The sequence below is a fragment of the Pelagerythrobacter sp. Soil_C_18 genome (genome assembly GCF_057657235.1).
This window is the reverse complement of the sequence record NZ_JBDGIU010000002.1, coordinates 64,789-88,889: the sequence shown is the minus strand read 5'-3', so window position 1 is coordinate 88,889 and position 24,101 is coordinate 64,789. Positions and strand designations below refer to the sequence as shown.

Sequence of the window (24,101 nt, the reverse complement as noted above, 5' to 3'; positions counted from 1 at the left end):
GCAGAGCGGCCCCTCAAACGGCCTCGACATGGGCCGGCACATTCTTCAAGCGCTCGACGTCCTGCCGGGGCGGCGCGCCGAACAGGCGGCGGTATTCACGGCTGAACTGCGACGGACTGTCATAGCCGACCGCAAACCCCGCGGAGCCTGCGGTGGCACCGCCGGTCAGCATAAGCCGCCGCGCTTCCTGCAACCGCAGCTGCTTCTGGTATTCGATCGGGGTCATTCGCGTGACCGCCTTGAAGTGCGCGTGGAGGGATGAAGCGCTCATCCCTGCTGCGGCGGCGATTTCTTCTATCCGCAGTTGAGCATCGAAGCCCTTGCGGATCGCAGCGATCGCACGGCTTACCTGGTTCAAGCGACTGCCCGCGGACATGAGATGCCGGAGCATGGCGCCGTGAGGCCCGATCAGCAGCCGGTAGAGGATCTCGCGCTCGATTAGCGGGGCGAGCACCGGGATGCTTTCGGGGTGATCGAGAAGTCTGACGAGCCGGCTCGCCGCGTCGATCAGGTCCGGGTCGCTCGGATAGATGGCCATCACCGGCATTTCGGCCCGTGCCGCACTTCCATCGGAGACCATCAGATCCGCGTGAGCCGCGGGGTCGAGATCGATCTTGCAGCACAGATATGGCGCCTCCGCGCTCGCCTCGATCACATGGCCGACAAGCGGCAGATCGACCGACACCAAGAGGTAGCGAGACGCGTCGTAAAGTAGGCCCTCGTCGCCCAGCGACACGCGTTTCGAACCTTGGGCGATCAGGCAAAGCGACGCCTCGTAGACCGCAGGCGTGGGAGCACTAGGCTGATCGGCCCGGAACAGCGCCAGGCGGGGCAGCGGGGTCGCCGTCATGCCGGGCTTCACAGCATGGCGCCTGATGACCTGCGCAAGCTCGGCGATCTTTTCCATCAGGATTTGGATTGCCGATGCGAGACGACTTCGCAAGCGCCAACCTCAGAATCCGGAGAATCATGCAAAGCAAATGGACGATCGCTCTACCTGTGATGGGAGCCTTGCTGGCACTTTCGGTGTGCCTAACAACCGGAGAAACCAACATGACCAACATCAATGACAAGATCGTGCTCATCACCGGCGCCTCGAGCGGCATCGGCGAAGCAACGGCGCGCGAACTGGCCGCCGCGGGCGCCAAGCTGTTCATCGGCGCACGCCGCAGCGAGCGGCTGAAAGCTCTGGCGGAGGAACTGGGCGAGGCGGTCGCCTGGCGCACGCTCGACGTGACCGACCCTGCGGACTTCGACGCCTTTGCCGATGCGGCAGAGGAGCGCTTCGGCCGCATCGATGCGCTGGTGAACAATGCCGGCGTGATGCCGCTCTCACCGCTTGCGGCGCTCAAGCGCGAGGAATGGAAGCGGATGATCGACGTCAACATCCACGGCGTCCTCAATGGCATTGCCGCGGTGCTGCCGCGGTTCGTGGCACAGAAGGATGGACACGTGGTCAATGTTGCCTCTGTCGGCGCGCATCTCGTGCTCCCGGCGGCGGCGGTATACTGCGGCACGAAGTATGCGGTCTGGGCAATTACGGAGGGACTGCGACAGGAGCACGACGAGATCCGCTCGACGGTCATCTCGCCCGGCGTGACGGCGACCGAACTCGGCGATGACATCAGCGATCCCTCCGTCGCGGCAGCGCTCAAGGACTGGCGACAGAAGTCACTGACGCCCGACGCGATCGCCCGTGCGATCCGCTATGCGCTCGAACAGCCCGCAGGCGTCGACATCAACGAGGTGATCGTACGGCCCACTGCTGCCAACATGTAACGCGCCCATCGCATAGAGCCGCGTCGACTTCTCGCGCGAGGTGCACTGCTCGCCCGACGTCGATGCGGTCTTACAATAGTTCCTGCGGCCGCGTCTCGGAAGACCGGGCGGCTTCCATAACGGAAAAAGCCGTTTGCCTTCCCAGAAGAATAATACAAGATCAGGAGCCCCCGCTCTCTCACTCGACGGTAACGGATTTGGCGAGATTGCGCGGCTGGTCGACGTCCGTGCCCTTAACGCAGGCGGTATGATAGGCGAGCAGTTGCACGGGCACGGCATAGACCAGCGGTGCGATCAGCGGATGGACCTTGGGCATCTGGATCGTGGCCAGACAACCCTCGCCCGCCTCCAGCAGCCCCTCGGCGTCGGAGATCAGCACGATCTTGCCGCCGCGCGCGCGGACTTCCTGCATGTTCGATACCGTCTTCTCGAATAGCGGACCCGAGGGCGCGAGGACGATCACCGGTACCGCTTCGTCGATCAGTGCGATGGGCCCGTGCTTCATCTCGCCCGAAGCGTAACCTTCGGCGTGAATGTAGCTGATTTCCTTCAACTTCAGGGCGCCTTCGAGCGCAAGGGGATAGTCCGGTCCGCGGCCGAGATAGAGCACGTCGCGCGCCGGCGCGATCAGGTGCGCCATGCTGGCGATGTCGTCGTCGTGATCGAGCGCGGCGTTGAGCGCAGCCGGAGCTTCCAGCAGGTGTTTCACCACTTCCTGCTCCTCGGCCCGATCCATGCGACCCTTCTTCACCGCCAGATGCGCGGCGAGCGCGGCGAGCACCGCGAGCTGGCAGGTAAAGGCCTTGGTGCTGGCGACGCCGATCTCAGGCCCGGCATGGGTCGGGAGCAGCAGGTCCGCCTCGCGCGCCATCGAACTGGTCGGCACGTTGACGACCACGCCGATCGTCTGTCCGGCAGCCTTGCAATGGCGCAACGCCGCCAGCGTGTCAGCCGTTTCGCCGCTCTGCGAGATGAAGAGCGCCAGGCCGCCCTCCTCCAGCACCGGATCGCGATAGCGAAACTCGCTCGCCACATCGATATCGACCGGCACGCGTGCGAAGTGCTCGAACCAGTACTTCGCGACCAGCCCGGCGTAGTACGAGGTGCCGCAGGCGACGATCGTCACGCGCCTGATCGTCGAAAGGTCGAAGTCCATCTGGGGCAGCGCGACCGAGTTGTTCGCCTGGTGCACATAGCTGCGCAGCGTCTGGGCGACGACGGTTGGCTGCTCGAAGATCTCCTTCTGCATGAAGTGACGGTAGTTGCCCTTCTCCACCGCCGCGGCGGATGCGCCCGAGGTGGTGATCTCGCGCTCCACCGGGTTGTTCTCCGCGTCGAAGATCTGCGCCCCGTCGCGGCGCACGACGACCCAATCCCCTTCATCAAGATAGGCGATCTTTTGCGTCAATGGCGCCAGCGCCAGCGCGTCGGAGCCGAGATAGGTCTCGTCGTCGCCGTATCCCACGACCAGCGGTGAACCGAGTCGTGCGCCGATGAGCATGTCCGGGTGATCGCGGAATGCGATCGCGAGGGCGAAGGCGCCGCGCAGCCGCGGCAGCACTGCCTTGACCGCTTCTTCAGGTGACGCGCCGTTCTCGATTTCATCGGAGATCAGGTGCGCGACCACCTCGCTATCGGTCTCGCTCTCGAGCTTCCGTCCCTTTGCCGTGAGTTCATCGCGCAGCGGCTTGAAGTTCTCGATGATACCGTTGTGGACCAGCGCCACGTGCTCGGTCGCGTGCGGGTGCGCGTTGTTCGCTGTGGGGGCGCCGTGTGTCGCCCAGCGCGTATGCGCGATGCCGATCGTGCCGGGCGCAGAGTTGTGCTCGAGTTCCTTGACGAGATTGGCGAGCTTACCCTCCGCACGGCAGCGGATCAGGCTGCCCTTCTCGACCGTGCAAACCCCAGAACTGTCGTAGCCGCGGTATTCCATCCGCTTCAGGCCGTCGACCAGCCGGTCTGCAACCTGATCCCTGCCGACGATGCCGATGATTCCGCACATAGAGCCGTATTTCCTTCAGAGTGTGTAAGGTATGCGGATGCCCGGCATCTCGGCCGGGAAATCCCTGGTGTTTCGAGTTACGAGAACGCGGCCGCGCACCAGCGCCGTGGCGAGAATGATCGCGTCGGGCAAGCGGATACCTTTGCGTTCACGCCGCAGTGCCGCGGCGCGGTCGGCGATTTCCGAATCGATCTCGTCTATCGCGAACCCTGCTAGGAAGCGCTCCATCTCGCGCAACTCAACTCCCGAACTCTTCGACATGATCTCGATCCAGGCCATCCGGCTCAACCACGCGCGCCCGGTCTGACTGACGGCCCGGCGCAGCTCCGCCCGCCCCTGCTCTATGCCGAGGAGCGCATCGATGACGATGCCGGTGTCGAAGGCAAAGCCACTCATGGTTTTGCTCCGCCCTTGCCGGAAAATTGCCGATGGATCTGCCGCTGCCGGTCGTCCTCGGCATCGAAGAGCTCCGGAAACTCGCCGCGCGCGACCTCATAGTCGTCGTCCCACGGCCGGGTTGACGACGCGCGCTCGCGCCGCTGCCATGCCGCCGCGTCGCCGAGATCCGTCCGATCCTTCCAGAGACCGAATCCACGATCTATCCAGTCGGTAGAACTCTCGCCCCGATAGGCGCTCACCGCCTCGCGCAGCACCGCCGCGCGCGACTTGCCCTGCTCTTCCGCGAGACGGTCGAGCCACTTGATATCGTCTTCAGGAAGATCAGCGAGGATTCGCGGCATGATGATATCGCGATATCATATCATGATATCGCGTCAATCTGATTCCAGCACTTACCAGGAATTGTGAAACGGTTAGCGGGACGATTCTGCTCGACCGTCACTATGGTGTCGAGCCACCTCGCGGAGCAACAGCGCCGCGCGTATACGGGGTGGCCGATTCACCCTATGAATCAGGGTTAAGAAAAAATTAGACACCTCGCGCTACCGCCACGGAAGGGACCACGCATTTGGGGGCGGGAGTGTTCGAAAGGGGAACCAACGCGGGCGTAGCGAACGCGGGAATTCAGGCGTTCCCTGCGGCTGTTCGAACACCGGCAAGAAAGCTGTTCCCGCGGGAGGACGCCATCGTTGCCGGACTGGTGGCCGTCACAATCGCTCTAGCGGCGCAAGTTGTCGAGGGCACCGGATACGATATGCCAGGTCTCCAATGGTTCTGGCACAACGCCCGTGCTTATCTGCTCATCTGCGGGCTTGTCTTCCTAGCCGAGACCACCGTTCGTCTTCTAATCGAACGTCCTATCAGCCCTCTGCGCTACGTCCTATCGTCCGCTATCGCGAATCTCCTCACACGCCGGGTTTTCGCGATCGTGCCGGTCATGGCGGTCGCCCTGCTCATGCCTGCCTTCTCCGCTGTGAAGAGCAGCATTGGCCGGATCAATCCGTTCGATTGGGACGCGACATTCATCACACTCGATCGGGCGATTCACGGCACAGATCCGTGGCGGTTGCTACACCCGCTGATGGGGCAGCCCGCGATTACCTATCTCGCCTCAAACCTTTACCACATATGGTTCCTGCTGATCTACTTCGGGCCCGTGCTGTTCGCCTTTTACCTCCGCGATCGGCAACTGCGGCTTTCCTTCTTTTTCAGCTACATCGCGACTTGGACGGTCGTTGGGATGATCTTTGCGACGCTGCTCGCCTCGGTCGGGCCCTGCTTCGTCGGGCCGATCTTTGATAACGCCCACTTCGCCGAGCAGATGGCCTATCTACAGCAGGCTGATCGCGTATACCCGCTCGCCGTGCTCGACGTGCAGCAGCAGTTACTCGATTGGTATCGGGCCGAGGATGCAGGTCTCGGCCGAGGGATCACCGCGATGCCTTCCATGCACGTCGCGTTGGCATGGCTCTACGTGCTTGTTACGTGGCGAGTCGATCGGCGGCTCGGATACGTCTTCGCTGCGTTCTTCATCGCAATTCAGCTATCCTCCGTGCATCTCGCCTATCATTATGCCATCGACGGTTATGTTGCCATTGGTCTGGTGACGGTAATCTGGTTTGCCTGCCGAAGGGCTGCTGCAGCCCTCGCACCGCGGCTCGCGAACGCAGACAGTCCGATCACAGCAAGAGACTCGAGGGCTTCAGAGTTTCGCAATCTTTCCGCAATATTTACCCTTTTTCGACCGCGCCGAGCGGCTTCGCAAGCCGGCAATGGCGCAGCAGCGAAGTAATGGGGACCGTTAGATGAGCGCTTTTGGACGGAAGAACGGGCCCAGCTCCATCGGGCCCGGTGCGCGTCCTTCTTTCGGTGTGGCGCGGCCCATGAAGGGGGGCGAGGCCATGCGCCGTGCGCCGGAACCAGGCGGCGAGCAGTTTCCGCCTCTGCCGGGCGATAGCGCCGCAGCTCCGCCGGAAACCGCTGCGCCGAACAAGTCCGACGCCCTGGCGCGTCTGGCCGACCGCGCCAATGCGGTTCACCAGCAGACGGAAATCGGCGGCTTCGAGGCGAGCGTCCACAAGATCAAGGAACAGGTGCTTCCCCGCCTGCTCGAGCGCGTGGATCCCGAGGCGGCGGCGACGCTGACCAAGGACGAGCTCAGCGAGGAATTTCGTCCCATCATCATGGAGGTGCTGGCCGAGCTTAAGGTCACACTCAACCGGCGCGAACAGTTCGCGCTGGAGAAGGTGCTGATCGACGAATTGCTCGGCTTCGGCCCGCTGGAGGAGTTGCTCAACGACCCCGATGTCTCGGACATCATGGTGAACGGCCCCGACCAGACCTACATCGAGAAGAAGGGCAAGCTGGTCGTCGCGCCGATCAAGTTCCGCGACGAACAGCACTTGTTTCAGATCGCACAGCGCATCGTGAACCAGGTCGGCCGCCGCGTCGATCAGACGACTCCGCTCGCCGATGCGCGCCTCAAGGATGGAAGTCGCGTCAACGTGATCGTGCCGCCGCTCTCGCTGCGCGGCACTGCGATCTCGATCCGCAAGTTCTCCGAGAAGCCCATCACCATCGACATGTTGCGCGACTTCGGGTCGATGAGTGACAAGATGGCGACGGCACTCAAGATCGCCGGCGCATGCCGCATGAACATCGTCATCTCGGGCGGTACCGGTTCGGGCAAGACGACGATGCTCAACGCCCTGTCGAAGATGATCGATCCGGGCGAGCGCGTGCTGACCATCGAGGACGCGGCCGAGCTTCGGCTGCAGCAGCCGCACTGGCTCCCGCTGGAAACCCGGCCACCGAATCTCGAGGGCCAGGGCGCGATCACGATCGGGGACCTGGTCAAGAACGCCCTGCGCATGCGCCCGGACCGCATTATTCTGGGCGAAATTCGCGGCGCCGAATGCTTCGACCTGCTCGCCGCCATGAACACCGGTCACGACGGATCGATGTGCACGCTGCACGCCAACAGCCCGCGCGAATGCCTCGGCCGTATGGAAAACATGATCCTGATGGGCGACATCAGGATTCCCAAGGAGGCGATCAGCCGCCAAATCGCAGAGTCGGTCGATCTCATCGTGCAGGTCAAGCGCCTGCGCGACGGCTCGCGCCGCACCACCAACGTCACGGAAGTAATCGGGATGGAAGGCGACGTGATCGTCACCCAGGAATTGTTCAAGTTCGAATATCTGGACGAGAGCGAAGACGGCAAGATCCTGGGCGAGTTCCGCAGTTCGGGCCTGCGTCCCTACACGCTGGAGAAGGCGCGGCAGTTCGGGTTCGATCAGGCCTACCTTGAAGCCTGTCTCTGACGCGTTAGCCGGCGAGCAGTCCCTTCATCGCCAGCAGCATCAAACCGCCGCCGATGATCGCGGAGGTCAGGAAGATGGGGCGCCACGGAACCCAGCCCACGCCGTCTATCCGCCGGCGCCGGTTGCGCCGAATTTCTGCAAGCGTCGCGACAAGTGCGATGCCGATGAAGCCGAGCCCCCAGAGGGCGATAATTTCCGCCTCACTGGCGAACGTCAGAAAGTGCCCGATGCTCATCGCGGCGCGATATGGGCGGTGCTCCGATGCTCGGCAAGCGGCGGGTGGCCGGAACCGCGGCCCCAGCATCGCGTTTTTCCTCCATCTGCTCGCAGTGAGCACTGAAGGAGTACCACGTCATGGTCCGCAAGATTCTACTGGCCGCGGGGATCGCCGCGTTTTCGCTCGCCGCAACGGCCTGCAACACGGTCAAGGGCGTCGGTGAAGACATCGAATCCGTCGGTGAGGCCGGCGACGAGGCAATCTGATCCCTCCCGACTAAACGGGCCCGACCCTGGTCCCCATGCGCCCGTCGGAGCGATCCGGCGGGCGTATTTACATGCTAGGTGCGACGGTAGACCAGAGTGAGGTTGTTCGCCGGCATCGCGTGCCGCGCCGATCGTATGAAGCCGGCGTCCCGCGCCACCGCGTCGACCGCCGCCCGGTCCCGCAAACCCCACGCGGCGTCGCGGGCGCGAAGGCTTGCGTCGAATGCGCGGTTCGATTCTGCCGTTTCGACTTTGGCCTCCACGAACGGGCCATAGACGATCAACGGCGCACCCGGCGGCAGGATCGTTGCCGCGCCTGCAAACAGCCCTTCGGTGGCCGCCCAGGGGCTGATGTGGATCATGTTGATGCACACGAGCGCATCCGCCTGCACAACCGGCCAGGGCGCGGAGGACGCGTCGAGTTCCATGGGCGGCAGTAGGTTTCTGATGCCCTCCTCCTCCCGCCAGGCCGCGATCGAGGCGAGTGCGCCGAGTTCACGGTCACTCGGTTGCCACGACAGATGCGGAAATCGGCGCGCGAAGAATACGGCATGCTCGCCCGAACCACTGGCGATCTCGAGCACGATCCCGCGCGCCGGCAACTCGCCTTTTAGCACGGCCGCAATCGGCTCGCTATTGCGCGCCGTGGCTGGAGCGTGGCGCTTCATTCCCATCTGCCCGAGGCACGCGCACGGCGTTCCCGAATGGCGAGCCAGATCAGAAGCCCCAGCGGCCCCACGAGAAAGGTCGCGAGAAGCACGGGTGCCTGTGCCACCCGTGAAAATCCCTTCGCATCGGCATCGCGCGCGATCCACAGGCCAACGAACAGGTCGAATGCCAAGTAGTGCGTCCAGCCAAGCACGATCGCCCCGTCAGAGCGGAACAGCGCCTTGATGCCCGCAAGCGAGAGATCGGCAGACGCGGCGGCCCCCGCATCATGCAGCGGATCGGCCACACCTGCGATCAGCAGCACGAGCAGAACCGTGTAAACCAGGCACAGCAGAGCAACACCGAGATAGAGCACGCTCGCCATAGCAAGCGGGCGGCGCGGCAGGAGGAGCAGAACCGCCCATGCGGCGAGCGCAATGAGATTGGTCGCACCGAAGATCGCCGGCCACATCGCGCGCGCTCCTTTTGCCAATCAGGCTTCGACGGGCTGCGGGAACTCGCGCGCGGCCCGGCGAATACCGTCATTGTCGTGAATGAACCGCCCGGCCGCTTTGCGCATCGTCAATCCCAGCGCTGCCTCTGCGACCGTCCGCACCGGGATCGAGCGGAACCGCCGCATTCCGCCGCGGAGGAAGAAGTCGGTCAGCGGACTCATGGCGATCCCGAGCCGTTCGCCCGGGCGGCGGTCCTCACTCCGGGGACCTCGCAGCAGACCGGGGCGCAGAATGTCGAGACGTTTGAACCCCACTTTGGCGAGATCGCGCTCCATCTCCGCCTTCACGCGCAGGTAAAACGCCTTGGATGCGAGCGAAGCACCGGCGGAGCTGACTGCGACCATTCGCTCGATCCCGTGCCCCTTCGCTGCACGCGCCGTCTCCAGCACGAGGTCGTAATCGACCGCGCGAAAGGCAGTCTCGTCCTCCCCCGCCTTGCGCCAGGTCGTGCCCAGGGCGCAGATCAGTGCCTTGGGTCGCACAGCTTCGAACACCTCGCCCCAGTGCGCCGGATCGGCGACGAACATCTCCATCCGCACGCCTTGCGGCAGCGCAACCTCGCGCCGCGCAAGCCCTACGAGGCGGTAGTCCTCGCGGCCGATCGAGAGGCCGATAACCGTCTCGCCGATCAGGCCAGTCGATCCGACCAGTGCGATGCGCAGCAGCTCAGACATTGCTCAGACCTTCGGGCCGGCGGCCGAATATCCGCGCGTATTGATCGATTGCGAAACGGTCCGTCATGCCGGCGATGAAATCGCCGATGTGCCTCGCCCGCGCCGGTTGCTCCGCCGGCAAGGAAGCACGCCAGGCGGCGGGCAGCGCTGCCGGATCGGCGGCGTAGGCGGCATAGAGCCGCGCCACAACCTCCCGCGCTCGCTCGGCCGTCGCGAGCTGCTCCGGGTGGAAATAGAGCCGGTGGTACATGAAGCGCTTCAGCCGCCGCTCCTGAGCTTCCATCGCGGGCGAGAAGGTGGCGAGAGCGCGCCCGGCCGCGCGCACGTCATCGATCGTCGCCACGCCATGCGTGGTGCGCTGCGTCTGCGCGATAACGTCGTTCACCATCAGGCCGATCTGCACCCTCACCAGTTCGCGCAACTGGCGCTCTCGCGGGGCATTGGGGAAGCGCTTTTCGACCTCGCGCCACTGGTCTGCGACGAAATCGAGCGAAAGCAGATCGTCGAGCGCGAGAAAACCCGCCCGAAGCCCGTCGTCGATGTCATGATTATCGTAGGCAATGTCGTCCGCCACCGCGGCGACCTGCGCCTCGAGCGAGGGATAGCGGCCGAGATCGAGCGGGAATGCAGCATCCAGTTCCGTCAGCGCCCAGCCCGGCTCCGCAACGGGGCCGTTGTGCTTCGCCAGCCCCTCCAACAGCTCCCAGGTGAGGTTCAGGCCATCATGCTCGCAGTAGGGGCTTTCGAGGCGCATCAGCACCCGCAGGGCCTGCGCATTGTGGTCGAACCCGCCCTCGCCCTCCATCGCCTGGCGGAGCGCGTCCTCTCCAGCGTGGCCGAAGGGCGGGTGTCCAATGTCGTGCGCCAGGCACAGCGCCTCGGTCAGGTCTTCGTCGAGCCCCAAGGCGCGCGCGATCACCCGCCCGATCTGCGCCACTTCGAGGCTGTGGGTCAGCCGCGTACGATAGTGATCGCCATCGGGCGCGATGAAGACCTGCGTCTTCGAGCGCAGACGGCGGAAGGCGATCGAATGGATAATCCGGTCGCGGTCGCGCTGGAACTCGCTGCGTGGCCCGCGCGCGCCGGCTCGATCCTCAGGAAATTCGCGGCCGCGCGAGGCGGCAGGATCGGCAGCGAAGGGCGCGCGGGTCATGCCGCGCCGCCTAGGTCAGCCAGGCACGGGCGGCAACGGGAACAATCGGGCAACGCCGATGCGCGTTCGATCAGTTCTCCCCCATGATCCAGTCGACCGCAGCCTCGCAGTGAATGCGTGCAGAATCGAATATCGGCAGCACGTTGGCATCTACATCCACGACCATCTCGAGCTCGGTGCAGGCGAGCACGATCGCCTCGGCCCCGTCCTGCTCCTTGCGGGTAATCATGGTCTTGAGTGCGCGCTGTGCGTCGCGGGTCGCCTTACCCAGCATCAGTTCGTCATAGATGATGCGGTCGAGTTGCTCGACGTTATCTATATCGGGCGGCAGCAGATCGATCCCGTGGGCGACGAGCCGCTGGCGATAGAAGTTCTCGGTCATCACGTTGCGTGTGCCGAACAGCGCGGCGTTCGCGACGCCATCATCCTTCATCCGCTTGCCTACGCACTCCGCAATATGAATGACGGGAATCGCGACTTGCGCTGCCACTTCGTCGTAGACTTTGTGCATCGAGTTGGCCGCGATCACGAGCGCGGTAGCCCCCGCCCCTTCGAGCTGGCGCGCCGAATCCGCAAGAACCTGCGCTGCCCGCTGCCAGTCCTCCGGCTCGTGCAGGCCATAGAGCCGTCTGAAATCTAGGCTGTCGATTATCAGCGGTGCGCTTGCCATGGGCTCTGCGCGGCGCTGCACCAAGCGGTTGATCCAGTCGTAGTAGATGCGGGTCGAAACCCAGCTCATACCGCCGATCAGCCCCAATTTTCGCAAACGTCAATCCTTCCTGAAATGTAATTCGTCCGCGCGGCCTTAGCGAAGTCCGGCGTCAGCCGTCCACAGGCCGCGTGCACCGGTCAACGCTTGTCTCCGTCACCCGAAGACCTTCTTCATCCAGTGAAGGCCGGTATCGATGCCGCCGAGCCATGATTGCGCGCGATCCCAGCTTTGGCTGGGATGACGGGCGATGTGAGCGGGCGTGGCGGCTTGTACGCGGCGGGCGATTCCCAGGCGCTCGCTATGGCTCCAGACTGGAGATCCAGCGCTCCACCGCCTCGACCCCCTCGGGGTCAACGGTTGCCTTCCCGAGTTCGGGCATGGCGACACCGGGCTCTGCACTTGCCATGCGGTGGGCGAGGATCGATTCCTCGGGCTTGCCCGGAACCACGTCGAACAGCAGGCCGCCTGAACCGCGGCCCGCAGCTACTGGCCGCTTCATGATGCCGGTAGCCGCCGGATCGTGCTGCTCCCAGCGCAGGTCGAGACCGGAATTCGACGCGGTCGCGAATGGTCGGTGGCAATGGGCGCAATTGACGTCCAGATAGGCGCGCGCCGCATCGGTCGCGCTCGCGTCGCCACGGGCCTCCCATAGCGGCAAGACGTCGGCCCCTTCGGGCACACGATCGAGCATGCCCTGCGCAGCCATCTCGCCCAGCCATTCGTGCGACAGGTTGCGTGCCTTGGGGCCGATCGGGATCACCTCGCCCGCTAGGCCATGACACTCCTTGCACTGATTCTTGTTCGGCACGCGGTAGCTGATCGCCTCTCCGAGCGGTGTGACGAGATCGACCCGCGCGCCGGCGACCGCCAGCCGCGCCTCGGTCTGCTCCTCGTTCCAGAGATAGGGCAATGCCAGCCAGCCGTCGGCGCGATGCAACAGCACGCGCGTCTCGATCAGCCGGCGCGCGCCGCCTTCGCCGAACGCGAAGGTCTTGATCAGCGCCGCCCCCACCGGGATCTCCAGTAGACCCTCTCCGTCGGCCGAGGCGCTGACGCCTGCAGGCAGGTAGATGAACCGAAGCTTCTCAGCCCCGTCCGAATAGAGCGGGGTGTTGAGGCGGTAAGGGATCACGCGCGCGGCGGGCACTTGAGCCGGCGCATCGGCGAAGAACCCGAACTCGGCGAGCGCCCGCGGCAGCCCCTCCATCACGACCGCGTCGTTGACGGCGACGGGTCCAGCCGCAGCAGCGCGTTGTCCGGAATGCGCAGCGATGCTGCCGGTCAGGGCCAGGACCCCGGCTCCCAGCAGGATCACCGCCCGTTTCACTTGAGCCGCGCCTCCAGCTCCGCACTGGCGCCCCAGCCTTCCGTCGAGATCGGTTGCCCCGGCCGGCCGGCTTCGAGCGGCCCCGGTTGCGCGCCCGCCATACCCTTACCCTGTTCGCTCAGGTTGAGCGACCAGCCTTTGAGATCGGAATGGACCCTGAGCGGCGTGTACTCGGCACCGCCGTCGGTCAGGCCATCCCACATGACGGGTGGCAGCGCGCCCCCGAACGCCGCCGTCAACTGCTCCGCACCTTCGAGCTGCGGGTCGGTGCCGCCTGCATCGACGGCATTCCACGCGATCGTGACCTCGCGCGGATAGGGATTGTAGTTCGGGTCCTCGAACGGGAGCGGATAGGCGATGACCATGACGGGCGCCGTGGGATTGTCGTAAAGCAGGTTCTGCCCGACCCAGACGTTCTCGTTCGCCATGACCATCACGCCGGTGCCGCGCGGCACGGTGGCCACGATATTACCCTCTGGCGCGAAGTTGGGCGTTGTGTTCGCGGCGACGAGGTTGTCGCGCACGATCACATTGCCCCCGCCCATCACGGGCAGGTTCGGCAGGTCGAAAACCAGGATGCCGCCGGTGTTGCGGCTGACGAAGTTGCGCTCAACGATCGCGTCGCGGCTGTTCTCGATCTCGATCCCCGCGACGTTGTCGGTCGCGACCGAATTGCGCACGGTGATCTTGCTCGACTGGCCGACGTAGATCCCCGCGTCGGACGCACCTGAAACTTCGGTGCCGTCGATCAGGATATTGGTGCTCTCGACGGGGTAGATGCCGTAGGCGCCGTTCGTCGGCTTCGGCCCTCCGGTCCAGGTGACGCGGATCGCGTGATAGACGATGTTGTCGGCGCCCTTGGACTTGATCCCGTCGCCCTTGGGATTCTCGACTGCGAAATCACGCAGCGTCACGCCATCCGAGGTCACGAGCAGCCCCTCTCCCGACCCCTGCTGATCCGTGAAGTCGAGCACGGTCGCCTCCATGCCCGCACCGCGCACGGTCACGTTGTCGGCGTCGAGCGAGAGCCCGTCGGTCAGCTGGAAGCGGCCCGCGCCGAGGACGATTTCATCGCCCGGCTGGGCGAGAATCAGCGCTTCCTGCAAGCGCTCCTGCGCGCCCTCCCCCCGGTCAACCGCGATGGTTTCGGCAAGAACGGGCGCGGCCGTGGCGAGCGCCAGCGCGGCAATCGACAGTCTGATCATGTGAGTCTCTCCCCTGCAACCTATTCTGCCGCGCAGCGGGAGGATTGCAAGCAGTCCGTGGAGGAGAGGCTCAGTCCAGCGCCTTGACGATCTCTTCGACCATCTTCTTCGCGTCGGCGAGCAGCATCATGGTCTGATCCATGTAGAACACGTCGTTGTCGACGCCCGCATAGCCCACGCCGCCCATCGAGCGCTTGATGAAGAAGACCTGCTTGGCCTTGTCCACGTCGAACACCGGCATGCCGTAGATCGGGCTGGACTTGTCGGTCTTGGCCGCGGGATTGACAACGTCGTTCGCGCCGATGACGAAGGCGACGTCGGCGGTCGCGAACTCCGAGTTGATGTCCTCCAGCTCGAACACTTCGTCGTAGGGAACGTTCGCCTCGGCAAGCAGCACGTTCATGTGCCCGGGCATGCGGCCGGCGACGGGGTGAATGGCGTATTTCACCTCCACGCCCTTCTCCTTGAGCATGTCGGCCATCTCGCGCAGCGCGTGCTGCGCCTGGGCCACCGCCATGCCGTAGCCGGGGATGATAATGACCTTCTCCGCCTGCTCCAGCATGAAGGCGGCATCGGCAGCGCTGCCCTGCTTGTAGGGGCGCTGTTCCTTTGGCTCGCCGCCCGCCGCGGCCGCATCAGCGCCGAAGCCGCCCGCGATCACCGAGATGAAGCTGCGGTTCATCGCGCGACACATGATGTAGCTGAGGATCGCGCCCGAGCTGCCGACCAGTGCGCCGGTGACGATCATCGCGGTGTTATGCAGCGTGAAACCCATCGCCGCAGCCGCCCAGCCCGAGTAGGAATTGAGCATCGAGACAACGACCGGCATGTCCGCCCCGCCGATCGGGATAATCAGCAGGAAGCCGATCACGAAGGCCGCCACCACGATCGCCCAGAACAGCCATCCCTCACCGGGTCCGGCATCCGGCGCGAGCGCGTAGGCCGCCGTCATGCCGACGATCGCGATCAACGTGCCGAGATTGATCGCGTGCCGGGCCGGGAGCAGGATCGGCGCGCCGCTCATGTTGCCGTTGAGCTTGGCGAAGGCGATCACCGAACCGGAGAACGTGATCGCGCCGATCGCGGCGCCAAGGGCCATTTCCACGCGGCTTACTGCTAGGATATTTCCGTCAAGCCCGAGGATGTCGAACGATCCGGGGTTGAGGAACGCGGCCGCCGCCACGAGCACCGCGGCCAATCCGACCAGCGAGTGGAACGCAGCGACGAGCTGCGGCATCGCCGTCATGGCGATGCGGCGCGCAATGACGAAACCGATCGCGCCACCAATCGCGATCGCGGCGAGGATCTCCGGCAGCCCCGCGATCTCGTGCGTGACGAGAGTCGTCACCACCGCGATCAGCATGCCTGCCATGCCGAAGCGATTGCCGCGCTGGCTGGTCGACGGGCTCGACAGTCCGCGCAGGGCGAGAATGAAGAGAACCCCGCTGGCGAGATAGGCGAGCGCGACCCACGGGTTCACGGCATGCGCCGCATCGGCGGCGATCGAGAGGTCGGAAACTGCGTCCGGCGGGAGCGTCATCTCACTTGCGCTCCTTCTTCTTGTACATCGCGAGCATGCGCTCGGTCACCGCGAAGCCGCCGAAGATGTTGACGCTGGCAAGCACGACCCCGGCTAGGCCGAGCCACTTCGCCCCGGGCACTTCGGCCGCCGCCGCCGCGATCAGGGCGCCGACGATAATCACGCTGGAAATCGCATTGGTCACCGCCATCAGCGGCGTGTGCAGAGCGGGGGTGACGGACCAGACGACGTAATACCCGACGAAGCAGGCGAGAACGAAGATCGACAAAATCGATATGAAGTCCATCAGATTGTCGCCCTCACCCCTTCAGTCTCTCGTTCACCACTTCACCGCCGCGTGTCAGCCGCACCGCGTTGCCGATTTCCTCGTCGAGCACGGGCCGCCCCTGTTCCTTGTCCCAGAAGGCGGACAGGAAGTTGTAGTGGTTACGGGCGAAGAGCGCGCTGGCGTCGGCCGCGAGGTGCGCGGCGGTGTTGGAATAGCCGACGATCTTCACGCCGTGCTTCTCCACGACCTCGTCCGCCACCGATCCTTCGACGTTGCCGCCAGTCCCGTCGCCTTGGGCCACGGCGAGATCGAAAATCACGCTGCCCGGCTTCATCGTCGCGATCTGCGCGTCGGAGATCAGACGTGGCGCGGCGCGGCCGGGGATCAGCGCGGTGGTGATGACGATGTCCTGCTTGGCGATATGGCCGGAAACCAGCTCGGCCTGCGCCTTCTGGTACTCCTCCGACATCTCGGTGGCATAGCCGCCGCTGCCCTCGCCCTCGATGCCGGCGACGGTTTCGACGAACACCGGCTTGGCACCGAGCGACTGGATCTGCTCCTTCGTCGCCGAACGCACGTCCGTTGCCGAAACCTGCGCGCCGAGGCGGCGAGCGGTCGCAATTGCCTGCAAACCAGCGACGCCGACACCCATGACGAAGACCTTGGCTGCCTGAATCGTGCCCGCGGCGGTCATCATCATCGGGAACGCGCGGCCATAGACGTCCGCGGCGGCGATCACCGCCTTGTAGCCGGCGAGGTTGGACTGGCTGGAGAGCACATCCATGCTCTGCGCGCGGGTGATCCGCGGCATGAATTCCATCGCCAGCGCTTCGAACCCGGCGGCGGCATAGGCGTCGACGCGCTCCCGATTGCCGAACGGTTCGAACAGTGCGGCGACCCACGCCCCCGGTTTCGCGCCCTGGAGCAGAGCTGCGTCGGGCGCCTGGATGCCGAGAACGATGTCGGCACCTTTCACCACATCGGCGGCGGACCCGAGCTCGGCGCCAGCCTCGCGGTAGGCGGTATCGGAAATCGAGGCGGATTCGCCGGCACCCTCCTCAATCGCCATCGCCGCACCAAGCGCGACGAACTTCTTCACCGTTTCGGGCGTGGCCGCGGTCCGGGTCTCGCCCGGCGCGCGTTCCTTGAGGACGGCGATCCGCAAGATAGCGGTCAGCTTGAGATCAGTATGACGATGATCAACGTCGCGATCGCGATTGTCGGGACGGACCACTTCAAGAGGCCGATGAAGCCTGCGTAAGTCGCGTTCGCCGCCTTCATGTCGTTACCCGAAGCCATCTGTATTCATTTCCCCATAAGACAAGTTGCGCGAAGCTCTATCGCGAGCGGTTCCCCGCATCAAGCCTCCGACGGGCGTCAACAGCCTTAATCGGACCTTTACCCCCGCCCCTTAAATCGAATGCCTGTACCGCAGCGGGACGGTTTGGGGACGATGGCCGAAAACGAATCACGTCTTTTGATGCTGATCGACGATGAACCGGCGCAGAGCCGGCTGATCGCCGCGCTCGCCGCCCGCGAGGGCTGGCGGACGCTCGTGGTCAAGGATTCGGAGACCGCCATCGCGACCCTCGGCACGCGCGAAGGCATGCAGCTTTCGGCGATCATCCTCGATCAATGGGTGCCCGGCGATGACGCCTGCGCGCTGATCGAGGAACTGAAGAGCCGCCGCCCGGCTCTGCCGATCCTGATGCTGACCACCAGCGCATCCCCGCTCCTGGCGGTCGAGGCGATGCGCGCCGGCGCGACCGATTATCTCATCAAGCCCGTCGCTCCCGACCGGCTGATGCAGGCGCTGCGCAGCGCGACGAAGCGCGAGGCGCCGAAGGACGAGCTCCAGCCGCTGACCGAGAAGATGCCGGCCTCGCTCGATTTCGATGCGATGATCGGCACATCACCCTCGTTCCGTACCGCGCTTGCTCGCGCGGCCAAGGCGGCGCGCGGACACGGCCCGGTTCTGATCGAGGGCGAGACGGGCACGGGCAAGGAGATGCTGGTGCGCGCGATGTACGCCGCATCGCCCCGCGCGAAGGCGCCCTTCCGGATCATCAACGTGGGCGGCGTGCCGTCGAGCTCGATCGAATCGATGCTGTTCGGCCATGAACAAGGCGCCTTCCCCGGCGCGTTCGACCGGCAGATCGGCGCGCTGCAGCATTGCGACGGGGGCACGCTGTTCCTCGACGAGATCGATCGGCTCGACCGATCGGTGCAGTCCCGGCTTGCCGACTGCCTGGAGCAAGGGATCGTCCGCCCCACAGGGGCGCGGCACGGATTCCGCGTCGACGTGCGTCTGCTCACCGCGAGCAACCTGCCGCTCGCGGAATTCGTCCAGGGGGGCCATTTCGACGAACGGCTGCTGGCCGCAATCGCGCCCACGACGATCGTGCTCCCGCCCCTGCGCGAACGGCAGGGGGACATACCCGCGCTCACTCGCCATTTCCTGGCGCGGATCGGGGAGCAGCCGGGCCTCCGGCATCATTCGATCACCGAAAGTGCGCTGCAACTCCTCGCGGCCTTCGACTGGCCCGGCAACGTGCGCCAGCTTCAGTCGGTGCTGTTCCGCGCCGCCGTTTATTGCGAGGGTGAGACGCTCACGATCGAGAGCTTCCCGCAACTGCTCGAACTCGTCGGCGACTTCGGCCACAGCGCAAGCGCATCGCAGGAAGGCGCCGGCGTGCTGCTCTACACCGACGACGGCAACCTGCGTCCGCTCGAAGAGATCGAGGCCGACGTGATCCGCCTCGCCATCGGCCACTACCGCGGCCGGATGACGGAAGTCGCCCGCCGTCTCGGTATCGGCCGCTCAACGCTCTACCGCAAGCTCGGTGAACTCGGCATCGACAACGCGGCCTAGGCGCCCTAACCGCGGGCCATGGCCGACCAGTTTGTTTTCGCCGGGCGCAGGGCACTCGTCACCGGGGCAGCTTCGGGTATCGGGGCAGCAGTGGCGCGTTGGCTGAGCGATCACCGCGTCGCGCACCTCGTCCTCGTCGATCGCGACGCCGAAGCTCTCTAAGCGCTGGAACTCGCGTGTCCTTGCGAACGCGTAACGGGCGACGTGGCCGATCCTTCGCTGTGGGTGCGGATGGCGGACATGGTGCCACTCGATCATGCGGTGATCAACGCGGGAATTTCCGCGGGTGCGCCGATTACAGACTGCGACTTCGCCGAGTGGCGGCGCGTGATGGCGGTCAACCTCGATGGCGCCTTTCTGTCGCTCCAGGCGGCCATGCGGGCGATCCCCGGCGCCGGCAGCGTGGTTGTCACCGCCTCGGTCAGCGGTTTGAAGGCGGAGCCCGGCACGGCCGCCTACGGCGCTTCGAAGGCGGCGTTGATCCAGCTCGCCAAAGTGGCCGCGAAGGAAGGCGCACCGCGCGGCCTCCGGGTCAACGCGATCGCTCCGGGCGGCGTCGACACACCGATCTGGGATCAGACGCCGTTCTTCCGGGATCTCGTCGCCCGGCACGGAGGCGATCGCGGCGCGGCGCTGAAGGCGATGGCTGAAATGGCGACACCGCTCGGCCGCTATGCAAGCGCGGAGGAGATCGCCGCGCAAGCCGGCTTCCTGCTCTCGGACGCCGCGGCGACGATCACCGGCGCGGTGCTGGTCAGCGACGGCGGATATTCGCTCTAGGCGGGAAGATCGGAAAAGTCGGTCAATGCCGCGTCGCGCAGGCCGCGCCAGACGTTGCGCGCCTGGACCGTCTCGAACACGTCGTGGACGCGCAGGAGCTGGACGCCCGCGTTCATCCCGGCGATCGCGAGCGCGAGGCTGCCGCCCAGGCGCGCGTGCGCTGGCACTTCGTTGCTGAGCGCTCCGATCATCCGCTTGCGACTGGCGCCGAGCAGCAACGGCTGGCCGAGCGCGTGGAACAGCGGCAGCCCGTTGATGAGCGCGAGGTTCTCGCTCACGCTCTTTCCGAAACCGATGCCGGGATCGAGCACGATCCTTTCGCGCGCCACGCCCGCGCCGAGGGCCGTATCGCGCCGCTCCCGCAGCCAGTCGAACACGTCGAGCAAGACGCATCCGTAATCGGCATCTGCGTGGAGATCGTCGCCCTCCCCGGGTGCGTGCATCAGCACCACCGGGCAGTCGCGCGCGGCGACCAGCTCCAGGCTGCGGGGATCGTGGCGCAGCGCGGAGACGTCGTTGATCATATGCGCGCCGGCGTGGAGCGCGGCGTCCATCACCGCAGGGCGGCGCGTGTCGACACTGATCGCGGCGCCCATCGCGGCACAGTATTCGATAGCGGGGAGGACGCGCTGGAGTTCATCGCCCTCCCACACTGCGGCTGCTCCAGGCCGGGTGCTCTCGCCGCCGATGTCGACGATCGCGCCGCCAGCCTCGAGCATGGCGGCGGCGTGCGCGCGGCCCTCTTCCGGATCGTCGAGGAATTTCCCGCCATCGGAGAAGCTGTCGGGCGTGAGGTTGAGGATGCCCATGATCTGCGGCTGGTCGAGCCGCACGGTCCGCGCACCCATCTCGATCGGCGGATGCGCCATGCGCAAGTTCGCCCATTGCGCCTCCGCCTCCGCGCCAAGCGCGTCGGGCAAGCGGGCAAGAGTTTCGCCGACCGTGGCAGGCGTGAAGCACCAGCGCTCCACCACTTCACCATCACGCCGCAGGATCGCTGCGAAGCGATGCGCATAGACCATGCCGCCGGCGAGGCGGATGCAATCCCCCTCCTCGCTCTGCGGGCTGGCGGCGAGGCCGATCGGGCGGAGATAGATCTGGTCGGGCATTTGGGTCCCCTGCGTGTCTCCGCGAGAAAATCAATCCGTCACCCCAGCGGAAGCTGGGATTGGGTGCAGTGACGTACGACTCCGCCGGCAGCGGTTCCAGCATCCGCCGAGGTCTCGCAGGAGAGGATCAGTCCTCCGTCGCCAGCAGATAGAGCTGCCGCGCCGCGTCGATCGGCTTGACATCGCCGCCGGTCTCGTAGTGCCAGAAAGTCCAGCCGTTGCAGCTCGGCGCGCCTTGCAGTTCCTTGCCGAGTCCGTGGATCGAGCCGATCTGCTTGCCATAGGCGAGCGAGCCGTCGGCCCGCACAGTGGCGGCCCAGCGGCGCTTCTTGTCGAAGATCTCCGTGCCGGGCTGAATCATGCCATTCTCGACCAGCGCCCCGAAGGCGACCTTGGGCGCACTCTTGCGGCTCTGCATGGTCTGGAGCGCGCTTTCGTCGAGGGGCAGTTCCTTCTCGATCCGTTTGAGCGCGGCTTCGCGATAGAGCCCCTCGCGCTCGCAGCCGATCCATTGGCGGCCCAGGCGCTTGGCGACGGCACCGGTGGTGCCGGTGCCGAAGAACGGGTCGAGCACGACATCGCCACGCTCGGTCGTGGCCAGCAGCACGCGGTAGAGCAGCGCCTCGGGCTTCTGGGTCGGATGGACCTTGTGGCCGCCTTCCTTGAGCCGTTCCTGCCCGCCGCAGATCGGCAGGACCCAGTCGCTGCGCATCTGCAGCTCGTCGTTGAGCGTCTTCATCGCGCGGTAGTTGAAGTGGTACTTCGCCTTCTCGCCCTGGCTGGCCCAGATCAGCGTCTCGTGCGCGTTGGTGAAGCGCGTGCCCTTGAAGTTGGGCATCGGGTTCGCCTTGCGCCAGACGACGTCGTTGAGAATCCAGAAGCCGAGATCCTGCAGGATCGCACCGACGCGGAAGATGTTATGATAGCTGCCGATCACCCACAGCGCGCCGTCAGGCTTGAGCACGCGCTTGGCCTCGGTCAGCCAGGCGCGGGTGAAATCGTCATAGGTCTTGAAGCTGTCGAACCGGTCCCACTCGTCGGTCACCGCGTCCACATGGCTGCCGTCGGGCCGGTTGAGGTCGCCGCCCAGCTGGAGATTGTAAGGCGGATCGGCGAAGACGAGATCCACGCTGGCATCGGGCAGCGAGCGCATGGCCTCCACGCAGTCGCCGCCGAGTATCTGCCCCAGCGGCAGCGCGCGCGGCGTCTCGACCGTCTCGGCCATGCGCAGCGCGCGCGTCTTCGTGATTTCCAGAACGCTCAATGCAAATCCCCCGTTTCCGTAGTTATCCACAGGGTGAGTCCAAGCGGACTCCGCGTCAAGCGAGGAATTTGCACCTGGCATGGTTAACGTCCGGTAACCTGCGGAGGAACGAAAAGAGTCCGCCACAAGATGTTGAGTCTACGCCGTTCAGGCGGACTCGACATGCTGCGCGTGTTGCCCGAAGGACTCAATCCTGCCCGGAACGGGAGGTTAGAATAGTTCCATCTGCGCCACGGGAGCGAAGCTGCGGCGATGGAGCGGGGTCGGGCCATGGTTGCGCAGCGCCTCGACATGGTCGGGCGTGCCGTAGCCCTTGTTGCGCTCCCATCCGTAATGCGGGTGCTCGCGCGCCGCTTCGATCATCATGCGGTCGCGCCATTCCTTGGCGACAATCGACGCAGCCGAGATCGCCGGCTCCTTCGCGTCGCCGCCCACGATCGGCCGCGCCGCCCAGCGCCATTCGGGCCGGCGGCCATGCGGCGTAAGATTTCCATCGACCAGCACTTCGTCGGGATCGCGCGCGAGTACTTCGGCAAGCCGCGCTACGGCCAGCGTCATCGCCAGCATCGTCGCCCCGAAGATATTGAGCCGGTCGATCTCCTCCACCTGGACCACGCCGACGCCCCAGGCGCAGCGGCGGCGGATCGTGAGGTCGAGCCGGCCACGCGAGTTGGCGCAGAGCTTCTTCGAATCGTCGAGGCCTGTCGGTCGCGGCTTGCACAGCGCCACGGCAGCCGCCACAACCGGCCCTGCCAAGGGCCCACGCCCCGCCTCGTCGACGCCGACGACGAGGGGATCGAGCCCGAACGTGTGATGGGGAGTTCCACTGAACATGACGAAATCTGCGATTCTTGCCGCGCTTCTATCGCCGTGCGCGCTGCTCTCCGCAAGCTGCAGCGCCGAACCCGCCGGGGATAGCGCGCCGCCTGAAGCCTCCGCCACCACCGAGGTTGGCGAAGAAGTAACGGTGACGCCCTCGGAAGATTTCAAGGCCGTGTCCCTCGGCGCCTTCGATGAACCCTGGGCCGCGGAGTTCGCACCGGGCACCAGCGTGCTGTTCATCACCGAAAAGAGCGGGACGATGAAGTTCGTCGATACCGCGACCGGCCGGACCGGCACGGTCACCGGCATGCCCGAGGTTGATTATGGCGGCCAGGGCGGCCTCGGGGACGTGGCGTTCCTGCCGTCCGAAAGCTCCGACGCGCTCGACCGCAGGACGATCTATCTCACCTGGGCCGAGGCAGGCGAAGGGGACACGCGCGGCGCCGCGCTCGGCAGGGGCACGCTCGTCTGCGAACAGGCGGATGCTTGCACCGTGGAGGGTCTTTCAGTGATCTGGCGCCAGCAGCCGAAAGTCACCGGCCGCGGCCACTATTCGCACCGCATCGCCTTCTCGCCCGACGGGCAACATCTGTTCCTCGCCTCGGGCGACCGGCAGAAGATGGAGCCGGCGCAGGACCTTTCGAACAACCTCGGCAGCGTCCTGCGGCTCACGCTCGACGGCAAGCCAGCACCCGGCAACCCTTTCGCGGATCGCGGCAGCCCGTCGGACCAGATCTGGTCATACGGCCACCGCAACATTCTCGGCCTGCGGTTCGACGCGCAAGGGCGGCTATGGGACCTTGAGCACGGTCCGGCGGGCGGGGATGAGCTCAACCTCGTCGTACAAGGCGAAAACTACGGCTGGCCAGTCGTGTCCGATGGCGTTCACTATAACGGCGACCCGATCCCCGACCACAGCACCCGCCCGGAATTCCACGCGCCGGCGCTCAGCTGGGATCCGGTCATCGCGCCGGGTGATTTCGTGTTCTACTCGGGCAAGCTCTGGCCGGAGTGGCAGGGGCAGGCGATCATCGGCGCCATGAAGCCGACGGCGATCGTGCGCGTCGCGATCGAGGGGGACAAGGCCACCGAGGTGGTTCGCTACCCGTTCGAGAAGCGCGTGCGCGAGATCCTGGAAGGAGCGGACGGCGCCTTGTGGATCCTCGAGGACGGTGAAGGCGGGCGTCTCGTCAAACTCACGCCGAGCTGAGTGCTAAGCTGCGCCC

General features: G+C 65.4%; 25 protein-coding genes and 1 pseudogene. 7 read left to right on the top strand and 19 right to left on the bottom strand.

Annotation, left to right across the window (positions count from 1 at the left end; genetic code table 11):
* Positions 1–13: 13 nt before the first annotated feature.
* A complete protein-coding gene (locus AC3A5N_RS06015) occupies positions 14–907 on the bottom strand; it encodes an AraC family transcriptional regulator (protein ID WP_487736410.1) in 894 nt (297 codons plus the stop codon).
* Between the two features lie 146 nt (positions 908–1,053).
* Here AC3A5N_RS06015 and AC3A5N_RS06010 point away from each other — a divergent pair, with 146 nt between their 5' ends.
* Positions 1,054–1,779, top strand: a complete 726-nt coding sequence (locus tag AC3A5N_RS06010) for an SDR family oxidoreductase (protein ID WP_487736409.1) — start codon at positions 1,054–1,056, stop codon at positions 1,777–1,779.
* 178 nt (positions 1,780–1,957) lie between these two features.
* Here AC3A5N_RS06010 and glmS read toward each other — a convergent pair whose 3' ends face one another.
* Genes glmS through AC3A5N_RS05995 form a run of 3 tightly spaced genes read right to left on the bottom strand, consistent with a single transcriptional unit; the run spans position 1,958 to position 4,521 of the window.
* On the bottom strand, positions 1,958–3,781 hold the full coding sequence (gene glmS / locus AC3A5N_RS06005; protein ID WP_487736408.1) for a glutamine--fructose-6-phosphate transaminase (isomerizing): 1,824 nt from the start codon (positions 3,779–3,781) through the stop codon (positions 1,958–1,960).
* Positions 3,782–3,796: 15 nt separating this feature from the next.
* On the bottom strand, positions 3,797–4,177 hold the full coding sequence (locus AC3A5N_RS06000; protein WP_487736407.1) for a PIN domain-containing protein: 381 nt from the start codon (positions 4,175–4,177) through the stop codon (positions 3,797–3,799).
* Complete coding sequence (locus AC3A5N_RS05995) at positions 4,174–4,521, bottom strand: ribbon-helix-helix protein, CopG family (RefSeq protein WP_487736406.1); 348 nt, start codon at positions 4,519–4,521, stop codon at positions 4,174–4,176. The genes AC3A5N_RS06000 and AC3A5N_RS05995 overlap by 4 nt, the downstream gene beginning before the upstream one ends.
* 239 nt (positions 4,522–4,760) lie before the next feature.
* Between AC3A5N_RS05995 and AC3A5N_RS05990 the strand changes: the two genes are divergently transcribed.
* Both AC3A5N_RS05990 and AC3A5N_RS05985 read left to right on the top strand, forming a co-directional pair.
* Positions 4,761–5,972, top strand: coding sequence for a phosphatase PAP2 family protein (locus tag AC3A5N_RS05990; RefSeq protein ID WP_487736405.1), 1,212 nt, complete (start codon positions 4,761–4,763; stop codon positions 5,970–5,972).
* Between the two features lie 13 nt (positions 5,973–5,985).
* Positions 5,986–7,503, top strand: a complete 1,518-nt coding sequence (locus AC3A5N_RS05985; RefSeq protein ID WP_487736404.1) for a TadA family conjugal transfer-associated ATPase — start codon at positions 5,986–5,988, stop codon at positions 7,501–7,503.
* 4 nt (positions 7,504–7,507) lie between these two features.
* Here AC3A5N_RS05985 and AC3A5N_RS05980 read toward each other — a convergent pair whose 3' ends face one another.
* Positions 7,508–7,738, bottom strand: coding sequence for a hypothetical protein (locus AC3A5N_RS05980; RefSeq protein ID WP_487736403.1), 231 nt, complete (start codon positions 7,736–7,738; stop codon positions 7,508–7,510).
* 119 nt (positions 7,739–7,857) lie between these two features.
* Between AC3A5N_RS05980 and AC3A5N_RS05975 the strand changes: the two genes are divergently transcribed.
* Positions 7,858–7,986 (top strand): entericidin A/B family lipoprotein, encoded by a 129-nt coding sequence (locus AC3A5N_RS05975; protein ID WP_203107396.1) that lies wholly within the window; start codon positions 7,858–7,860, stop codon positions 7,984–7,986.
* 74 nt (positions 7,987–8,060) lie between these two features.
* Here the strand turns inward: AC3A5N_RS05975 and AC3A5N_RS05970 are convergent, their stop codons facing one another.
* The 11 genes from AC3A5N_RS05970 to AC3A5N_RS05920 all read right to left on the bottom strand — a co-directional run bounded on the left by AC3A5N_RS05970 (position 8,061) and on the right by AC3A5N_RS05920 (position 17,327).
* Positions 8,061–8,654: a DUF938 domain-containing protein gene (locus tag AC3A5N_RS05970; RefSeq protein ID WP_487736811.1), complete on the bottom strand. Its 594-nt coding sequence runs from the start codon at positions 8,652–8,654 to the stop codon at positions 8,061–8,063.
* On the bottom strand, positions 8,651–9,106 hold the full coding sequence (locus AC3A5N_RS05965; RefSeq protein WP_487736402.1) for an abscisic acid-deficient protein Aba4 family protein: 456 nt from the start codon (positions 9,104–9,106) through the stop codon (positions 8,651–8,653). Before AC3A5N_RS05965 ends, AC3A5N_RS05970 begins: the two co-directional genes overlap by 4 nt.
* A gap of 21 nt (positions 9,107–9,127) precedes the next feature.
* On the bottom strand, positions 9,128–9,823 hold the full coding sequence (locus AC3A5N_RS05960) for an NAD(P)H-binding protein (RefSeq protein WP_487736401.1): 696 nt from the start codon (positions 9,821–9,823) through the stop codon (positions 9,128–9,130).
* On the bottom strand, positions 9,816–10,976 hold the full coding sequence (locus AC3A5N_RS05955) for a deoxyguanosinetriphosphate triphosphohydrolase (protein ID WP_487736400.1): 1,161 nt from the start codon (positions 10,974–10,976) through the stop codon (positions 9,816–9,818). Before AC3A5N_RS05955 ends, AC3A5N_RS05960 begins: the two co-directional genes overlap by 8 nt.
* 70 nt (positions 10,977–11,046) lie before the next feature.
* Positions 11,047–11,742: an aspartate/glutamate racemase family protein gene (locus AC3A5N_RS05950; protein ID WP_487736399.1), complete on the bottom strand. Its 696-nt coding sequence runs from the start codon at positions 11,740–11,742 to the stop codon at positions 11,047–11,049.
* A 244-nt stretch (positions 11,743–11,986) separates the two neighbouring features.
* On the bottom strand, positions 11,987–13,015 hold the full coding sequence (locus tag AC3A5N_RS05945; protein ID WP_487736398.1) for an SO2930 family diheme c-type cytochrome: 1,029 nt from the start codon (positions 13,013–13,015) through the stop codon (positions 11,987–11,989).
* Complete coding sequence (locus AC3A5N_RS05940; protein WP_487736397.1) at positions 13,012–14,220, bottom strand: parallel beta-helix domain-containing protein; 1,209 nt, start codon at positions 14,218–14,220, stop codon at positions 13,012–13,014. The genes AC3A5N_RS05945 and AC3A5N_RS05940 overlap by 4 nt, the downstream gene beginning before the upstream one ends.
* A 70-nt stretch (positions 14,221–14,290) precedes the next feature.
* Positions 14,291–15,760, bottom strand: a complete 1,470-nt coding sequence (locus AC3A5N_RS05935; protein ID WP_487736396.1) for an NAD(P)(+) transhydrogenase (Re/Si-specific) subunit beta — start codon at positions 15,758–15,760, stop codon at positions 14,291–14,293.
* Position 15,761: 1 nt separating this feature from the next.
* Entirely contained in the window at positions 15,762–16,046 is a 285-nt protein-coding gene (locus AC3A5N_RS05930) for an NAD(P) transhydrogenase subunit alpha part 2 (protein WP_487736395.1), read from the bottom strand.
* Positions 16,047–16,059: 13 nt separating this feature from the next.
* Positions 16,060–17,193 (bottom strand): NAD(P) transhydrogenase subunit alpha, encoded by a 1,134-nt coding sequence (locus tag AC3A5N_RS05925; protein WP_487736394.1) that lies wholly within the window; start codon positions 17,191–17,193, stop codon positions 16,060–16,062.
* Positions 17,194–17,201: 8 nt separating this feature from the next.
* Positions 17,202–17,327 (bottom strand): aa3-type cytochrome c oxidase subunit IV, encoded by a 126-nt coding sequence (locus AC3A5N_RS05920; protein WP_487736393.1) that lies wholly within the window; start codon positions 17,325–17,327, stop codon positions 17,202–17,204.
* Positions 17,328–17,481: 154 nt separating this feature from the next.
* Here AC3A5N_RS05920 and AC3A5N_RS05915 point away from each other — a divergent pair, with 154 nt between their 5' ends.
* Together AC3A5N_RS05915 and AC3A5N_RS05910 are read left to right on the top strand one after the other, a co-directional pair.
* Complete coding sequence (locus AC3A5N_RS05915) at positions 17,482–18,900, top strand: sigma-54-dependent transcriptional regulator (protein WP_487736392.1); 1,419 nt, start codon at positions 17,482–17,484, stop codon at positions 18,898–18,900.
* 18 nt (positions 18,901–18,918) lie between these two features.
* Positions 18,919–19,680 (top strand): annotated as a pseudogene (locus AC3A5N_RS05910) (SDR family NAD(P)-dependent oxidoreductase).
* On the opposite strand, the gene folP reads toward AC3A5N_RS05910, so the two are convergent.
* The 3 genes from folP to rnhB form a co-directional block, all read right to left on the bottom strand.
* Positions 19,677–20,789: a dihydropteroate synthase gene (gene folP / locus AC3A5N_RS05905; RefSeq protein WP_487736391.1), complete on the bottom strand. Its 1,113-nt coding sequence runs from the start codon at positions 20,787–20,789 to the stop codon at positions 19,677–19,679. The pseudogene AC3A5N_RS05910 and the gene folP overlap by 4 nt on opposite strands.
* A 127-nt stretch (positions 20,790–20,916) precedes the next feature.
* Entirely contained in the window at positions 20,917–22,014 is a 1,098-nt protein-coding gene (locus tag AC3A5N_RS05900; protein WP_487736810.1) for a DNA methyltransferase, read from the bottom strand.
* A 249-nt stretch (positions 22,015–22,263) separates the two neighbouring features.
* The gene (gene rnhB, locus AC3A5N_RS05895) at positions 22,264–22,887 is read right to left on the bottom strand and encodes a ribonuclease HII (RefSeq protein ID WP_487736390.1); all 624 of its coding nucleotides are present in this window, start codon (positions 22,885–22,887) and stop codon (positions 22,264–22,266) included.
* On the opposite strand from rnhB, the gene AC3A5N_RS05890 reads away from it, so the two are divergent.
* Positions 22,886–24,085: a PQQ-dependent sugar dehydrogenase gene (locus tag AC3A5N_RS05890; protein WP_487736389.1), complete on the top strand. Its 1,200-nt coding sequence runs from the start codon at positions 22,886–22,888 to the stop codon at positions 24,083–24,085. The two genes, rnhB and AC3A5N_RS05890, sit on opposite strands and share 2 nt — an antisense overlap.
* Positions 24,086–24,101 lie beyond the last annotated feature (16 nt).

Coding starts and splice junctions, on each gene's coding strand:
- AC3A5N_RS06015 (WP_487736410.1), bottom strand. CDS start 907: ATGGAAAAGATCGCCGAGCTTGCGCAGGTCATCAGGCGCCATGCTGTG.
- AC3A5N_RS06010 (WP_487736409.1), top strand. CDS start 1,054: ATGACCAACATCAATGACAAGATCGTGCTCATCACCGGCGCCTCGAGC.
- glmS (WP_487736408.1), bottom strand. CDS start 3,781: ATGTGCGGAATCATCGGCATCGTCGGCAGGGATCAGGTTGCAGACCGG.
- AC3A5N_RS06000 (WP_487736407.1), bottom strand. CDS start 4,177: ATGAGTGGCTTTGCCTTCGACACCGGCATCGTCATCGATGCGCTCCTC.
- AC3A5N_RS05995 (WP_487736406.1), bottom strand. CDS start 4,521: ATGCCGCGAATCCTCGCTGATCTTCCTGAAGACGATATCAAGTGGCTC.
- AC3A5N_RS05985 (WP_487736404.1), top strand. CDS start 5,986: ATGAGCGCTTTTGGACGGAAGAACGGGCCCAGCTCCATCGGGCCCGGT.
- AC3A5N_RS05980 (WP_487736403.1), bottom strand. CDS start 7,738: ATGAGCATCGGGCACTTTCTGACGTTCGCCAGTGAGGCGGAAATTATC.
- AC3A5N_RS05975 (WP_203107396.1), top strand. CDS start 7,858: ATGGTCCGCAAGATTCTACTGGCCGCGGGGATCGCCGCGTTTTCGCTC.
- AC3A5N_RS05970 (WP_487736811.1), bottom strand. CDS start 8,654: ATGAAGCGCCACGCTCCAGCCACGGCGCGCAATAGCGAGCCGATTGCG.
- AC3A5N_RS05965 (WP_487736402.1), bottom strand. CDS start 9,106: ATGTGGCCGGCGATCTTCGGTGCGACCAATCTCATTGCGCTCGCCGCA.
- AC3A5N_RS05960 (WP_487736401.1), bottom strand. CDS start 9,823: ATGTCTGAGCTGCTGCGCATCGCACTGGTCGGATCGACTGGCCTGATC.
- AC3A5N_RS05955 (WP_487736400.1), bottom strand. CDS start 10,976: ATGACCCGCGCGCCCTTCGCTGCCGATCCTGCCGCCTCGCGCGGCCGC.
- AC3A5N_RS05940 (WP_487736397.1), bottom strand. CDS start 14,220: ATGATCAGACTGTCGATTGCCGCGCTGGCGCTCGCCACGGCCGCGCCC.
- AC3A5N_RS05935 (WP_487736396.1), bottom strand. CDS start 15,760: ATGACGCTCCCGCCGGACGCAGTTTCCGACCTCTCGATCGCCGCCGAT.
- AC3A5N_RS05930 (WP_487736395.1), bottom strand. CDS start 16,046: ATGGACTTCATATCGATTTTGTCGATCTTCGTTCTCGCCTGCTTCGTC.
- AC3A5N_RS05920 (WP_487736393.1), bottom strand. CDS start 17,327: ATGGCTTCGGGTAACGACATGAAGGCGGCGAACGCGACTTACGCAGGC.
- AC3A5N_RS05915 (WP_487736392.1), top strand. CDS start 17,482: ATGGCCGAAAACGAATCACGTCTTTTGATGCTGATCGACGATGAACCG.
- folP (WP_487736391.1), bottom strand. CDS start 20,789: ATGCCCGACCAGATCTATCTCCGCCCGATCGGCCTCGCCGCCAGCCCG.
- AC3A5N_RS05900 (WP_487736810.1), bottom strand. CDS start 22,014: ATGGCCGAGACGGTCGAGACGCCGCGCGCGCTGCCGCTGGGGCAGATA.
- AC3A5N_RS05890 (WP_487736389.1), top strand. CDS start 22,886: ATGACGAAATCTGCGATTCTTGCCGCGCTTCTATCGCCGTGCGCGCTG.
- rnhB (WP_487736390.1), bottom strand. CDS start 22,887: ATGTTCAGTGGAACTCCCCATCACACGTTCGGGCTCGATCCCCTCGTC.